This window comes from Pseudomonas khorasanensis (assembly GCF_014268505.2).
GTDB classification, from domain to species: Bacteria; Pseudomonadota; Gammaproteobacteria; order Pseudomonadales; family Pseudomonadaceae; genus Aquipseudomonas; species Aquipseudomonas khorasanensis.
Map to the genome: position 1 here is coordinate 98,446 of NZ_JABWQP020000015.1, position 13,831 is coordinate 112,276.

The window sequence follows — 13,831 nt, forward strand, 5'->3', positions numbered from 1 at the left end:
GCGAGCGAACCTGCTCGCGCCTACGGGGATTGGGGGCTGAAAGTCTGCAGATACGCCAGCAGATTATTCAGCTTCTCTTCGTCGCTCAGCCCCCAGAAAATCATTCGCGTGCCCGGCACAACCCCTTTCGGGTCTTCGAGATAAGCCTTTAACGTCTCCCGATCCCAGGTAATCCCCGAATTTTTCATCGCGTCGGAATAAACATAATCGGGAGAAGTCCCCGCGGCCCGGCCGATGATTCCGTTGAGCTGTGGACCGAACCCCGAACGCGCCGATTCGCCGACTTGATGGCAGCCGCCGCACAGACGCGGGAAGATTTTCGCGCCGCCTTCAGGATCGCCATCAGCGTGTGCGCTTGCGCTGCAAATCAGGACAAACATCAGTGTTGTGGTGGTTTTCATTGAACAGTCCAAACTGGCTTTTCATGGCGTGGCTGCAGTTTACAGATAAGCGCCGACAACGTTTCTGACGGTAATCAACGCCTGACGCAACACGTCCAGGTCCACTGAGCCCAACGCCAGTCGAATCGCATGAGGCGTATGCGATGACACTGAAAAGGGCTCGGCGGTGGTGACCGAAACCTGATGCTGCAGCAACTCGACGACAATCTGATCGGCGCGTACGTCCTCGGGCAATGGCAGCCACAGAAAATACGAAGCCGGGTGAGCGATGCAGGGCAGCCCTTTGAGCACTTGCGACGCCAACGCCTGACGTGCGCGGGCATCGTTGCGCTTCTGTTCCTCGAGCGCAGTGACGGTGCCGTCATCGAGCCAACCGCATGCGATTGCGGTCATCACACCGGGCGTGTTCCAGGTGGTGGCGCGAATGATCCGCTCCAGCGCCGCCACCTTAAGCAGCGGCGCCGCAATGAACCCGACCCGCAGTCCGGTAGCGATATTTTTCGACAGGCCGGACACATAAAAAGTCCGCTCCGGCGCCAGTTCAATCAGCGCGCGAGGCGGTTCTTGCACCAGAAAGGCATAGGCCGCGTCTTCGATTATCGTTAGGTCATGCCGACGGGCAATCGCGACCAGTTGCTCACGCTGTTGCAGTGGCAATACCCAGCCCAGAGGGTTGTGCAAGGTCGGCATGCTGTAAACGGCGCGTACCGGGCGGCGCCGGCAGAGTTCGTCCAGTGCCTGCAAGTCCGGACCGTGCTCAGTCACAGGAATCGCCAACACTTCCAGATGCAGCGCTTCGGCCAGCACTTTGAATCCTGAATAGGTCAGCGCATCGGCGGCTATCACATCGCCGGGTTTGAGCAACGCCATCAGCGTCACGGCCAGCCCTTGCTGGGCGCCATTGACGATCAGCACTTGTCCCGCCTCGACTGTTACGCCGCGTGCCGATAAATGACGTGCGACCGAGGCCCGCTCGTGGGCGCGCCCGGCGTGAGGTTGGTAACGCAACAGGGCTTCCAGATCACCGGACAAGGCCAGTTGGCGCAACGCGGTGCGTAATAATTCTGCCTGTCCGGGCAACGCCGGATAGTTGAAATTCAGGTCGATCATGCCAACCGCCACGTCCTTCTGATCGATGCCCTGCCCTGGCGCCAGCGACGTTTCGCGCACAAAGGTACCGCGCCCGGTTTCGCCACTGACCAGCCCCATCGCCTCCAGCTCGGCATAAACCCGTGAGGCGGTGACGAGCGCGAGCCCCTCACGAGCCGCCAGTTGCCGATGGGTCGGCAAGCGCATGCCTGGCGTCAGGCGTCCGCAACGGATGTCCGCTGCGTAGCGATCGACCAGCGTTTTGTAACGGGAACGGGTCATCTCGGCTTGTATCCATGACAATTTTTTGATTGTGCTGATTCTCGGTCCTAGGATCGCTGCAACACAACCTCTTCCGAGTGCGACCAACATGGACACAACCTCGACCCCGGGCAATCCGGCGCTGGAAAAAACCAGCGGCTGGATCAACGGTTTTATCGGCGTACTGATTTTCAGCGGTTCGCTACCGGCCACGCGGCTGGCGGTGCTGGAGTTTGATCCGGTGTTTCTGACCGTCGTACGCGCGGCCATCGCCGGGGTATTGGCCGGCGTCCTGTTGTGGCTGTTTCGCCAGCGCCGGCCGGCGCGCCACCAGTGGCTGTCGTTGTTGATTGTGGCGCTGGGGGTGGTGCTTGGCTTTCCGTTGCTTACTGCATTGGCGTTGCAACACGTGACGTCGGCCCATTCGATTGTGTTTGTCGGATTACTTCCGCTGGCTACAGCGTTGTTCGGTGTCTTGCGCGGTGGCGAGCGGCCACGCCCCGTGTTCTGGATTTTCTCGGTGCTGGGCAGCGCTTTAGTGGTGGGCTTCGCCTTGGCCCAAGGCTTGAGTGCCTCGCCGACCGGCGACCTGCTCATGCTTGCGGCGATTCTGGTCTGCGGCCTCGGTTACGCCGAAGGCGCGAAGCTGTCGCGGACACTTGGCGGCTGGCAGGTCATCTGCTGGGCACTGGTGCTGTCGTTACCACTGATGGCGCTATTGAGCGTGTACCTGGCGCCCGCCTCGTTCGGCCCCATCAGTGGGCCGGCCTGGGTGTGCCTGGCCTATGTGTCGTTGTTCAGCATGCTGATCGGTTTTGTGTTCTGGTACAGAGGCCTGGCCCAGGGCGGAATTGCGGCGGTCGGTCAGTTGCAATTGCTGCAACCGTTCTTTGGTCTGGCGCTGGCGGCCGGTTTGCTGCATGAGCACGTTAGTCTGGGCATGCTCGCCGTGACGCTGGGGGTGATCGGATGTGTGGCCGGGGCGAAAAAATTCGCCCGGTAGCGCTCAATGTGCGGTTTTCCATTGCCGGGGGCTGAGCCCGGTCTTGCGCCGAAAAGCCCGAGCCAGCGCCGACGGGCTTTCGTAACCGACCTCTTCGGCGATCAATGCAATCGGCTTGCCCTCCCGCAGGCGCTTCTGCGCCAGGCTGACCCGCCAGCTCAACAGATAGTCGGCCGGGGTCTGCCCGACCACGCGACGAAACTGCTCGGCGAAACCGGCGCGGGACAGATTGGCCGTGGCCGCCAGATCGGCCACGCTCCAGGGCTTTTGCGGTTGCTCGTGAATCAGGTTCAGCGCGCGCGACAGGCGCGGGTCAGCCAGCCCGGCCATCATTCCCGGTTGTTGATCACGACTGCGGATGAGGTGGCGCAGCAGAAGAATCACCAGCAATTCGAACAGGCGATCCATCACCGCCAGCCGCCCGCAATGACCTTCGAACGCTTCGTTGAACAGCCAATCGAGGGTGCTGCGCAATTCTGGAATATCGGTGAGTTTCAAAACCAGATAATCGGGTAACGCCGCCGCCAGGGCGTTGCCCGAACCCCCGTCGAACGTCAGCGAGGCGCAGACCACTTGAGTGGCCATTGCCTCGTCGGCAAACATCCGATGGGCAAAGGGCCGGGGGAAGAAAATCAGCGAAGGTTCTTCCAGACGGATTTCCCGCTCGTTGCCCGGTTTGAGCAGTAACGCCCCCGCCTGCAAAACGTGCACATGCCCGACCGGCTCGCCCTCGTGAATGCTGACCCCGCAAAACGCGCCACTGTGAAAGGTCCCGGCATTGATGCCGAAATGACTGAGCAACGTAGAAAGGCGATCCATAGGCGACTCCCGAGGGCATATCTGGACGATCTGCCGCATATCCTCGACGATTTGGCGCCAATACGCCATCGCCATTCCCTAAGATCTCTCCATCCCCGCTGCACTTCGCAACGGACATTTGGAGCATCACCATGAGCCGCATCACTGCAATCAGCCTCGACGCCGCCACCGACGCCACCCGCCCGGTACTGGAAGGCATACAGAAAAAAATCGGTTTCCTGCCCAACGTTTTCACCACTCTGGCCCAAGCGCCAGTGGCACTCGACACTTATCTGCAAGCCTCGGCCATTCTCGGCAAAACCTCACTGAGCGCCCAGGAAAAGGAAGCGGTGTATCTCGCCACTTCGCAGGTCAATGGCTGCGATTACTGCCTGGCGGCGCACACGTTGTTTGCTGGCAAGGCCGGGCTGTCGGCCCAGGACATCGCCGCGGCACGTCAGGGCGAACTGAATGCCTATGCCGCCCTCGCCCAACAGTTGACGCAAACCCGTGGCCACTTGAGCGATGAGCAACTGGCCGACGCCCGTGCCGCCGGAATCGACGACCGCAAGATCATCGAAGTCATTGCGCTGGTAGCCGTTCAGACGCTGACCAACTACCTGAACAACACCGCGTTGACCGACATTGATTTCCCGGCCATCGATGCCTGAGCACTGGTTCAAAATCTGCAAAAAAAACAGGTGGCGAAGGGTCTGGCTCTTTCGCCGCCTGGCGTTTTTGCTGCGATGATGGACGCTAAAAGAATCTGCAGTGCAAACAAGTGTCTGGTGTGCTGAAACCAAACACCCTGCACGAAGGTCTTTGTCTCAGACAGATGCCCGGAAAAGCACGAACTCCATGACAGACTGGTTGCAAGACAACGGCGAGATGGCCGGGCAGATCCGCCGTCACGACTGGGCGAATTCGCCACTCGGCCCGCTGGAACACTGGCCCGATGTACTCAAGACCACTGTCTCGCTGAGTCTCGCTTCGCATTTCCCTCAGGCAATCGTCTGGGGTCCGCAACTGATCACACTGTACAACGACGCTTTCGTGCCGATTCTGGGCGACAAGCCTCACGCGCTGGGGCGCCCGTTCAGCGACATCTGGAAAGAGGCGTGGCACGAAATCAGCCCGATTGCCGATGCGGCGTTCGCCGGCCAGGCTACGTACATCGAGAACTTTGCCTTGCAGATCGAGCGTGGCAACGGCCCCGAGCAGGCGTTTTTCACTTTCTGCTACAGCCCGATTCGCGACCCCTTGGGCAACGTCGTCGGCATGATCGACACCGTCACCGAGACCACCCAGACCGTTTATCTCAATCGACGGCTGGGGGTACTGGATGCCATCGGCAACGCCGTGGCCAATGCCACGGACGCGCAAACCATTCTCGCGGCGAGTACACGGCTGATGGTCGAGCATTTACGCCTGTCCAACTGCGCCTATGCCGACATGGACGCCGACGAAGATGGCTTCACCATTCGCGGCGATCATGCTGCGCCGGGTTCGCCGAGCATCGTCGGTCATTACCGCTTGCGCGATTTCGGGGCGAAAGCCGTCGAGCTGCTGCGCGCCGGTAAACCGCTGGTTATCCATGACAACCGCAGCGAATTGCCCCCTGAAGAGTCAGCGACCTTTCAGGCCATCGGGATTACCGCAACCATTTGCGTGCCGCTGCTCAAGGAGGGTCGACTCACCGCGTTAATGGCCATTCATGACAAGGTGCCGCGGGTCTGGTCGAGCTTCGAACAGGCCCTGCTGAGCGAAGTCACTGAGCGCTGCTGGGCGCACATCGAGCGAGTGCGCGCCGATGCCAATGTGCGCGAGGGCCTGTTGGCTCTGGCCGAACTCAATGCCACGCTGGAACAACGGGTCGAGGAGCGCAGCCTGCGCCTGGCCCAGGCCGAATCGGCGCTGCGCCAGTCGCAGAAGCTCGAAGCCATCGGTCAACTGACCGGCGGGGTGGCCCATGACTTCAACAATCTGTTGACCATCATTCGCTCTTCAGTGGATTTCCTGCGCCAGCCCAACCTGCAGGAGGAACGCCGCCAGCGCTACATGCGCGCGGTTTCCGACACGGTTGAGCGCGCCTCCAAACTGACGAGCCAGTTGCTCGCCTTCGCCCGGCGCCAGCCACTCAACCCACAAGTGGTGGATGCCGGCGAACGTCTGGCGAACATCGGCGAAATGCTCGAATCGGTGACTGGTGCGCAAATTCACGTGTGCGTCGAACGGCCGGAACACCCCTGCTACATCCGCGTCGATTTGAGCCAGTTCGAAACCGCATTGATCAATATTGCGCTGAATGCCCGCGACGCCATGAACGGTCAGGGCGAACTGAAATTGCGCCTGGAATGCAGCAAACCGCTACCACCGATTCGCGGCCACGCCGGTTCCAGCAGCCCGTTTGTGTCGATTGCTTTGGCAGACACCGGTGGCGGTATTGACGCGCACACCCTCGAACATATTTTCGAACCGTTTTTCACCACAAAGGATGTCGGCAAAGGCACGGGACTGGGGTTGTCGCAGGTCTTCGGATTCGCCAAACAATCCGGCGGCAACGTCGATGTTTCAAGCGTGCTCGGTCTCGGCACGGAGTTCACCCTGTACCTGCCGCAAGTGCCGGCGGCCGACGTGGAAACGGACGAAACGGCGGATGACGGCGAGGTGCATGCAGCGTGCGAAAAGCGCCGGATACTGGTGGTCGAGGACAACGTGGACGTCGGCCGTTTCGCCAATCAGATCCTCCAGGATCTGGGCTATGAAACGGCATGGGCGACCAACGCCGAGCAAGCCTTGCAACTGGCGGGCCCCGATGCAATGGCCTTCGATGCGGTGTTTTCCGATGTGGTCATGCCGGGGATCACCGGCGTCGCTTTGGCAAAGGAACTGCGCCAGCGCCGCCCCGATCTGCCAGTGATTCTGACCTCCGGCTACAGCGAAGAACTGGCGCGCAGCGGCTACGAAGGTTTCGAGTTTCTCGCCAAGCCCTACTCCGCCGAACAGGTCTCGCGGATTCTCGGCAAGACCTGGCTCAACGACGCAGCGCCGAAGGCCTCAGTCGTGGTCGACGCCGGCGCGCTTGAGTAACTTCTTGCAGCGTTCCGACAGATGAAACACCTGTAAATGCTTGCCGGCCTTGGCGTAGCGTTCTCGCAGGGTTTTCAACGCGGCAACCGCCGAGTAATCGACAAAGCTTAGGTGTCGGCAGTCAAGCGTCACTCTCGCCGGATCGTTGGCCGGGTCGAACTGATTGAGAAACGGCGTGGTGGAGGCGAAGAACAGCGTGCCGTGCAGGCGATAGAGCTTGCTGCCGTCGGCTTCCAGGTGTTCATCGGCATACAGCTCGCGTGCTTGCTGCCAGGCGAAATTCAGCGCGGCGATGACGATCCCGCACAGCACCGCTGTGGCCAGATCGGTGAACACGGTGATGGTCGTCACCGCAATGATCACCAGCACATCGTTGAGCGGTACTTTGTTGATCACGCGCAACGAAGCCCAGGCGAACGTCTGCTGCGACACCACGAACATCACCCCCACCAATGCGGCCAGCGGGATCCGCTCGATCAGCGGTGACAGAAACAGAATGAACAACAGAATCAGCACACCAGCGACCACACCTGACAAGCGTCCGCGTCCGCCGGAGCTTAAGTTGATCACGGTCTGACCGATCATCGCGCAACCGCCCATCCCGCCGAAAGCGCCCGAAACCATGTTCGCCGCGCCCAGCGCCACGCACTCGCGATCCGGGTAGCCACGGGTTTCGGTGATTTCGTCGGTCAGGTTGAGTGTCAGCAGCGTTTCCAGCAGGCCCACCAACGCCATCAGAATCGCGTAAGGCGAGATGATGCGCAGCGTCTCGAGGTTCCACGGAATGTCTGGCAAGGCGAAAGTCGGCAGGCCGCCGGCGATATGCGCCATGTCACCGAGGGTGCGGGTCGGCAGACCGAAAAGATAGACCAGCAGGCCGACGCCAAGAATAGCCACCAAGGCCGGCGGCACGGCTTTGGTCAGGCGCGGCAGGATGTAAACGATGGCCATGGTCAGCAATACCAGACCGGCCATCAGGTACAACGGCGTACCGCTGAGCCAGTGCTCACCGCTTTTGAAATGCTCAAGTTGCGCCAGGGCAATGATGATTGCCAGGCCGTTGACGAAACCGAGCATGACCGGATGCGGCACCATGCGCACCAGTTTGCCCAGCCGCAACAGCCCGAACGCCATCATGATCAAGCCTCCGAGCAGCACCGTCGCCAGCAGATACTGCACGCCGTGTTGCACCACCAGCGCGACGATCACCACCGCCATCGAACCCGCCGCACCAGAGACCATCCCCGGCCGACCGCCGAACAACGCCGTCAGCGTGCAAATAATAAAGGCGCCGTACAGACCCATCAGCGGATTGAGATGCGCCACCAGCGCGAAGGCAATGCATTCGGGCAACAGGGCAAACGAGGTGGTGAGTCCGGCCAGGACATCGGCGCGCAGACGAATCGGTTTCATGGTTTACCTGACTGAGCGACCGCCGGGCACGGCCGCGGATGTTCGCGAAAAAAGAGGGAGGAGAATGTTACGGAATTGTTCCGGATCGGGCCAGTGAATCGCTGACACCGGTTGGCTCGGGCTTTATGCTGGCGGGCCTGTTCATTTGATTGAGTCCCGCCATGCCAGCGTCTCTGTCCGCCCGTGAAGTGTGTCAACGCCTGCGCGAGGCGGCGCTGGGTGTACTTGAGTTCGACATCGGCGAAGTGATGCCCGAGTCTGGACTGATCGCCGTCGAGATCGAGGGCTGGCGTTTGCTATTGGATTTTGCCGAGGGACGTTTGCATCACTGTGAACACGCCCGCAACCGCGCCGGGGACGAAGCGTCGCTGGACACCTGGCAGCGCTATGGCACTGACCCGGTGAGTTTGCTCAGTACCTGGGAACTGGCGCAGATTGAGCGGTTGCTGCGTGAGGCGCAGCGAGTCGAGGCTCAGGGCATCATTTCCAGGGCGAGCGACTGATCGGTTTTCACGCGGTCATACCCAATGCAGGCGCACTCACAGTTGACTGCATCCCATTGAAGAAAAGCGACCCCTTGTACTGATCGTTCCCACGCTCCGCGTGGGAATGCAGCAAGGGACGCTCTGCGTCCCAGAGCCGACGCGGAGCGTCGGAAGAGGCGTTCCCACGAGAGCGTGGGGACGATCAGTAAGAAGCTTGATCGTGAATCGCGTATCTACAGGTTTGGCGTCCGGTTCAGAAGTCGATTGCCGCTGCCGGTTTGATATCGGTCCGAGCCACGGAACTGGTGAGGGCGGCGAAATCCTTGTTGTGTTCAGCGATGATGTCTTCGGCGCTCATGGTGCCGTTGTCGACCGTCGAATGCGCGTCTTGTGCAACGACGACGTCGTAGCCCTTTTGATGGGCGCTGCGCACGGTGGCGTTGACGCAGTAATCGGTCTGCAGACCACAGACCACCAGTCGCTCGAAATCTTCGCCGGGCAACAGTTTGCCCAGCTCGGTCTGGTAGAAAGAGTCGCCGGTAGTTTTACTCACGCGCAGGTCTTGTGGGGAAGTTTCCAGGCCTTCGGCCAACTGCCAGCCGTCCGCTCCGTGAACGAATGCACCGTCCTTTTCTTCGTGCTGAATCAACACCACCGGGACGCGGGCCGCGCGGGCGCGGCGGCTCAGATCATTGATCGTGGCGATCACTCGGTCGATTTCAAAACACTGGTATTCACCGGCACACAGGGCCTGCTGGACGTCAATGATCAGTAATGCGGTGGTCATGGGAAGCCTTCCTTGATCAGTCCTTGAGATTGGGGCGGACCTGAGCCCGCCCCTTTTTACTCCACTCAGTAACCCAGTGACAACCCAGTGTTGCGCCGGGGATCGTTGGCGCCATAGAAGCGATTCTTGCCAACCGGTTTGCCACCCAGCGACGGTGCGCCGACCAGAATCGCGGCGATGTGGTTGGGGTCCTGCGGGCCGGCAAACTTGTGGCCCCAGCTTTCGAGAATCTTCCGCGTATCCGGGCTGGCGGCGAAGTCTTCGAGGTTGGTTTCCTCCGGCATCCATTGCTGATGGAAGCGCGGTGCGTCGACCGCTTCCTGCAGGCCCATGCCGTAGTCGATGACATTGAGTATGGTCAGCAGGGTCGCGGTGATGATCCGGCTGCCGCCCGGCGTGCCGACGACCATGACCACTTTGCCGTCCTTGGTCACGATGGTCGGACTCATCGACGACAGCGGCGCCTTGCCCGGCGCAATGGCGTTGGCTTCGCCCTGCACCAGTCCGTACATGTTCGGCACGCCGACCTTGGAAGTGAAATCGTCCATTTCGTCGTTGAGAATCACCCCGGTCTTGCTGGCCATCACGCCCGCGCCGAACCAGTCGTTGAGGGTGTAAGTGACCGAGACGGCATTGCCCCACTTGTCGACGATCGAATAGTGAGTGGTGTTGCTGCCTTCATGGGGTGCGACGCCGGGTTTCAGTTCAGCCGAAACGCCCGCCTTCTGCGGCTGTATGGCGTTGCGCAGTTTGGTCGCGTAGTTCTTGTCCAGCAGATGCTCGAGCGGATTTTTCACGAAATCCGGATCGCCGAGGTAGCTGTTGCGATCGACATAAGCGTGGCGCATGGCTTCGATCTGATAGTGCATGCCCTGGGCCGAATGGAAGCCCAGATCCTTCATCGGATAGCCTTCAAGAATGTTCATGATCTGGCAGATCACCACGCCACCGGAGCTTGGCGGCGGTGCCGAGACCACGTGGTAACCGCGATAATCGCACTCCACCGGGGCCAGTTCGCGGGTCTTGTATTTGTCGAGGTCGGCCTGGGTGATGATGCCCTTGTTGGCCTGGCTGGACGTGACGATGGCATCGGCGACCCAGCCTTTATAGAACCCGTCGGCGCCCTTGTCGGAAATCGTGCGCAGGGTTTTCGCCAGGTCCTTCTGTATCAGCTTCTGCCCGACCTGCATCGGCTCGCCGTTACTCAGGAAAATCGATCCGGAGTCGCGCATATCCTTCTTGAACACGTCGGTGGCGTACTCCAGCAGTTCAACGTCGCCCTGCTGCAGTTCAAAACCGTCTTCAGCCAGTTTGATCGCCGGGGCGATCATCTCCTTGCGCGGTTTGGTGCCGTATTTACTCAGAGCCAACTCCATGCCAGACACGGTGCCCGGCACGCCCACCGCCAGGTGACCACGGGTGCTCAGCTCTGGGATGACGTTGCCTTCCTTGTCCAGATACATGTTGGCGGTGGCTGCCAACGGGGCTTTTTCACGAAAGTCGAGAAAGGTCTTGCGCCCGTCCGCCAGTTGAATCGTCATGAAACCGCCGCCGCCAAGATTGCCCGCAGCGGGATAGACCACCGCCAGCGCGTACCCCACGGCCACCGCCGCGTCTACGGCGTTACCGCCGCTCTTCAGTACATCGACGCCGACGTGGGTTGCCAGATGCTGCGCGGTGACCACCATGCCGTTTTCTGCCGCAACCGGTGCCACCGATGCCGCGTGAGCCATGAGACAGCTGAGTGCCAGGGAGGTCGCTATCAGCGTTCTGGCCAAAGGTTCGTACTTCATGAGTCGGTCTCTTTTTTGTTTTCGGGATCTGAGCGAAACGAAGGGGAACGTTTCGGGAGCAACAAGCAGTATGGTCGTCTTTGCGGATTGCGCCTGCGCGTTCAGGCAGTATGCTGGACCGCATTAATGCCGAGATCCGGAGCCGTCGTCATGTCGTACACATTCATTACCCTGCCCTCTCCGGTCGGCGCGTTGAAGCTGGTCGCGAATGGCTCACGACTGGTGGCCATCCTCTGGGAAAACGACAAACCCAACCGGGTGCGTCTCGGACCGATGCACGAGGTATCCGACACGCCAATCCTCGTGCAAACCGCTCGGCAGCTAGAAGAATATTTCGCCGGCACACGGGATCGCTTCGATCTGGACCTGGAATTTGTTGGCAGCGAATTCCAGATAAAAGTCTGGGCGGCGTTGCTGACCATTCCCTTCGGCGAGACGCGCACCTACAGCCAGATCGCCGTACAAATCGGCAATCCTGCCGCGGTTCGGGCAGTCGGCGCCGCGAACGGACGCAACCCGATTTCCATCGTTGCGCCGTGTCACCGGGTGATCGGCGCGTCGGGCAAACTGACCGGGTTTGCCGGTGGGCTTGAAGCCAAAGAGCGGTTACTGACACTTGAGGGTGGTCAGTGGTCGACATTTGGCAAAACGGGTGAGCTGTTCTGATTCAGGCATCAAACAGGTTATTCATCGCCGCGTACTGCAACAGCATGATGGTCTTGGCATCGCAGATTTCGCCGCGCTGAAACGCGGCCAGCGCTTGATCAAAATCCCATTCAAGCACTTCCAGTTCTTCGGTCTCTTCTTCCAGTCCACCCCCGTCGCTGACCTTTGACGCCGCATCGTATTCAGCGATGAAAAAGTGCAGCTTCTCGGTCACCGAACCCGGGCTCATGTAGGCCTCGAATACCTTTTTTACGTCATGCACCCGATAGCCGGTTTCCTCTTCGGCTTCGTCACGAATCCGTTGTTCAGGTGCAGCACCTTCGAGCAGGCCCGCCGCCACCTCGATCAGCAAACCGTCATGGCCATTGACGAACACCGGCAGGCGGAACTGGCGGGTCAACACCACCGTACGCTTTTCGCGGTTGAACAGAAGAATGGCGGCGCCGTTGCCACGGTCGTAAACCTCACGCGTCTGGCGTTGCCACTCGCCGTTGTTGCGGTGGTAATCGAAGGTGATTTTCTTCAGCAGATACCAGTCGTGGGACAACACCTGCGTGTCGACGATGTTGACCCGTTCGGCTGTGTTGGACATCGCATCGATCCTTTATTCATAGAGAGCGCCCATTGACGTAAACGCTCTGTTCCGGGGATGAAAAGCCAAACCTTATATCGCCTTACAACGCGTGTCGAACCGTCCTACAGACACCGCCTACTTCCCCGACTTCTTTCCTGTTTGATCCCCCGCAAAGTCCGCGCTCCTGTTTTTCCACGTGCGCGAGCGACTGCGAATGTTTCAACCCGATCGGCTACTGGCCCTGAACAACAGCATCGGTCTGCTGGTGGTGGCCGCCCTGAATCCCAGGCAACCGGATTTCGAAGCGCTGATCGACGAGTTCCGGCTGTGCCTGAACCAGTACGACGCCTGGGCCGAGCAGTTCTGGACCGGGACGGCGCTGGACATCGAGCAGGTGTTCAAGGTCGGCAATGACGTGCAGCTGAGCGCGCCGATCGCCTCTCGGACACCCGTCAGTTCATCGGTAGTCATGTGTCCGGCCGACGGCCCGCTGACGCTGGTGCATCTGTTCGAAGCGGCGCGCTTTGTGCCGATAGGCGACACGCCGGTCATCCTTGAACCGGTGCTGAGCGATGTCGGCGGTGTCCTGACCTTCGGCGAACCGCTGCGCCATACCATCGGCTCGAGCGGGATTCTGCAGGTGACCGATTGCCAGCGGGGCCAGCGCTATCGCATCACCTTCTTTCCTGATGTTTCCTGCGCCCATGTGCGAGCGCTGTATGCCTCCTATGAAGGGGTCATCGGCGGTCTCGAAACCTGGTTGCGCGGCGAATGGACAGGCTTTCAGCCGCAATGGACAGAGTTTTCCAGCGCCGGTTTTCTGGATCGTTACGGGCAGTTGCAACAGGCCGACTGGCGAGGTTTTGAAAAAGCCCTCACTGGCCTGTGGGAGGAGATCCAGCAGCTCTTCGCCCTGCTCGCCGATCTGCAGGAACACAGCGAAAAACTGCTGGAGTACCTCAGCGCGGCCGAGCTGGAAGCGCTGCTCGCGGCCTCCGGCGAGGCCATCGCCGACGCCTTGTTGATGCTCAGCGACGAGCCGTTGCTGTTCATTCACCTGGCCGCGTTCACCAGTTGGCTGAAGATGCTGCCACCGCAGTATCTCGCGGAAGTGGTGGCCGAGGTGCGGGCCGAGCTGTTGATCAGCTTTCTGTTGGTGCGCGTGGCGGGCGGTGCCGGCGTGCCGCTGCGCCTGAGCAGCAAAGTGCTGGCGAAGATCAAATCGCCACGGGCGCGCGACTGGCTGGCGGCGTCAGCTTTGCGTTTGGCTGAACTGACTTCGACGCCGGAACTCAAGCAACACGCGAGCACCTTGAAGCCATTGATGTTAAATGCGCGCGAGGTTGAGCTGAAGCCGACGCCGTCCATTGCGCTGAACATTCGGCAGGCGGACGCCGTGGTGCTGAACGTGCCGAATCCGGCGCCACTCGCGCGGGAAAAATCCCACGGCATGGCGCGACTCGAGCGCCAT

12 protein-coding genes and 1 pseudogene are annotated in these 13,831 nt (G+C 60.5%); 6 read left to right on the forward strand and 7 right to left on the reverse strand.

Annotation, left to right across the window (positions count from 1 at the left end):
- Nucleotides 1-20 precede the first annotated feature (20 nt).
- Together HU727_RS23040 and HU727_RS23045 are read right to left on the reverse strand one after the other, a co-directional pair.
- A complete protein-coding gene (locus tag HU727_RS23040; protein ID WP_186534360.1) occupies nucleotides 21-401 on the reverse strand; it encodes a c-type cytochrome in 381 nt (126 codons plus the stop codon).
- Nucleotides 402-440: 39 nt separating this feature from the next.
- Complete coding sequence (locus HU727_RS23045) at nucleotides 441-1,772, reverse strand: aminotransferase-like domain-containing protein (protein WP_186534359.1); 1,332 nt, start codon at nucleotides 1,770-1,772, stop codon at nucleotides 441-443.
- An 88-nt stretch (nucleotides 1,773-1,860) separates the two neighbouring features.
- Between HU727_RS23045 and HU727_RS23050 the strand changes: the two genes are divergently transcribed.
- Nucleotides 1,861-2,754, forward strand: a complete 894-nt coding sequence (locus tag HU727_RS23050; protein ID WP_186534358.1) for a DMT family transporter — start codon at nucleotides 1,861-1,863, stop codon at nucleotides 2,752-2,754.
- Nucleotides 2,755-2,757: 3 nt separating this feature from the next.
- On the opposite strand, the gene HU727_RS23055 is transcribed toward HU727_RS23050, so the two are convergent.
- Nucleotides 2,758-3,573 (reverse strand): AraC family transcriptional regulator, encoded by an 816-nt coding sequence (locus HU727_RS23055; protein WP_186534357.1) that lies wholly within the window; start codon nucleotides 3,571-3,573, stop codon nucleotides 2,758-2,760.
- Between the two features lie 131 nt (nucleotides 3,574-3,704).
- Between HU727_RS23055 and HU727_RS23060 the strand changes: the two genes are divergently transcribed.
- The gene (locus HU727_RS23060) at nucleotides 3,705-4,223 is read left to right on the forward strand and encodes a carboxymuconolactone decarboxylase family protein (RefSeq protein WP_186534356.1); all 519 of its coding nucleotides are present in this window, start codon (nucleotides 3,705-3,707) and stop codon (nucleotides 4,221-4,223) included.
- Nucleotides 4,224-4,410: 187 nt separating this feature from the next.
- Nucleotides 4,411-6,642: a response regulator gene (locus tag HU727_RS23065; protein WP_186534355.1), complete on the forward strand. Its 2,232-nt coding sequence runs from the start codon at nucleotides 4,411-4,413 to the stop codon at nucleotides 6,640-6,642.
- On the opposite strand, the gene HU727_RS23070 is transcribed toward HU727_RS23065, so the two are convergent.
- Nucleotides 6,610-8,055 carry a SulP family inorganic anion transporter gene (locus HU727_RS23070; RefSeq protein WP_186534354.1) on the reverse strand — a complete coding sequence of 482 codons (1,446 nt, stop codon included), beginning with the start codon at nucleotides 8,053-8,055 and terminating at the stop codon, nucleotides 6,610-6,612. The two genes, HU727_RS23065 and HU727_RS23070, sit on opposite strands and share 33 nt — an antisense overlap.
- A 161-nt stretch (nucleotides 8,056-8,216) precedes the next feature.
- On the opposite strand from HU727_RS23070, the gene HU727_RS23075 reads away from it, so the two are divergent.
- Nucleotides 8,217-8,558: a DUF7693 family protein gene (locus HU727_RS23075; protein ID WP_186534353.1), complete on the forward strand. Its 342-nt coding sequence runs from the start codon at nucleotides 8,217-8,219 to the stop codon at nucleotides 8,556-8,558.
- 235 nt (nucleotides 8,559-8,793) lie between these two features.
- On the opposite strand, the gene HU727_RS23080 is transcribed toward HU727_RS23075, so the two are convergent.
- Complete coding sequence (locus HU727_RS23080; RefSeq protein WP_186534352.1) at nucleotides 8,794-9,327, reverse strand: cysteine hydrolase family protein; 534 nt, start codon at nucleotides 9,325-9,327, stop codon at nucleotides 8,794-8,796.
- Nucleotides 9,328-9,392: 65 nt separating this feature from the next.
- Entirely contained in the window at nucleotides 9,393-11,120 is a 1,728-nt protein-coding gene (gene ggt, locus HU727_RS23085; protein ID WP_186534351.1) for a gamma-glutamyltransferase, read from the reverse strand.
- A gap of 150 nt (nucleotides 11,121-11,270) precedes the next feature.
- Between ggt and HU727_RS23090 the strand changes: the two genes are divergently transcribed.
- On the forward strand, nucleotides 11,271-11,786 hold the full coding sequence (locus HU727_RS23090; RefSeq protein WP_186534350.1) for a methylated-DNA--[protein]-cysteine S-methyltransferase: 516 nt from the start codon (nucleotides 11,271-11,273) through the stop codon (nucleotides 11,784-11,786).
- A gap of 1 nt (nucleotide 11,787) precedes the next feature.
- Here HU727_RS23090 and HU727_RS23095 read toward each other — a convergent pair whose 3' ends face one another.
- Nucleotides 11,788-12,378 carry an NUDIX domain-containing protein gene (locus HU727_RS23095; RefSeq protein WP_186534349.1) on the reverse strand — a complete coding sequence of 197 codons (591 nt, stop codon included), beginning with the start codon at nucleotides 12,376-12,378 and terminating at the stop codon, nucleotides 11,788-11,790.
- 196 nt (nucleotides 12,379-12,574) lie between these two features.
- On the opposite strand from HU727_RS23095, the pseudogene HU727_RS23100 reads away from it, so the two are divergent.
- Nucleotides 12,575-13,831, forward strand: a pseudogene (locus HU727_RS23100) (type IV secretion protein Rhs); the annotation flags it as partial.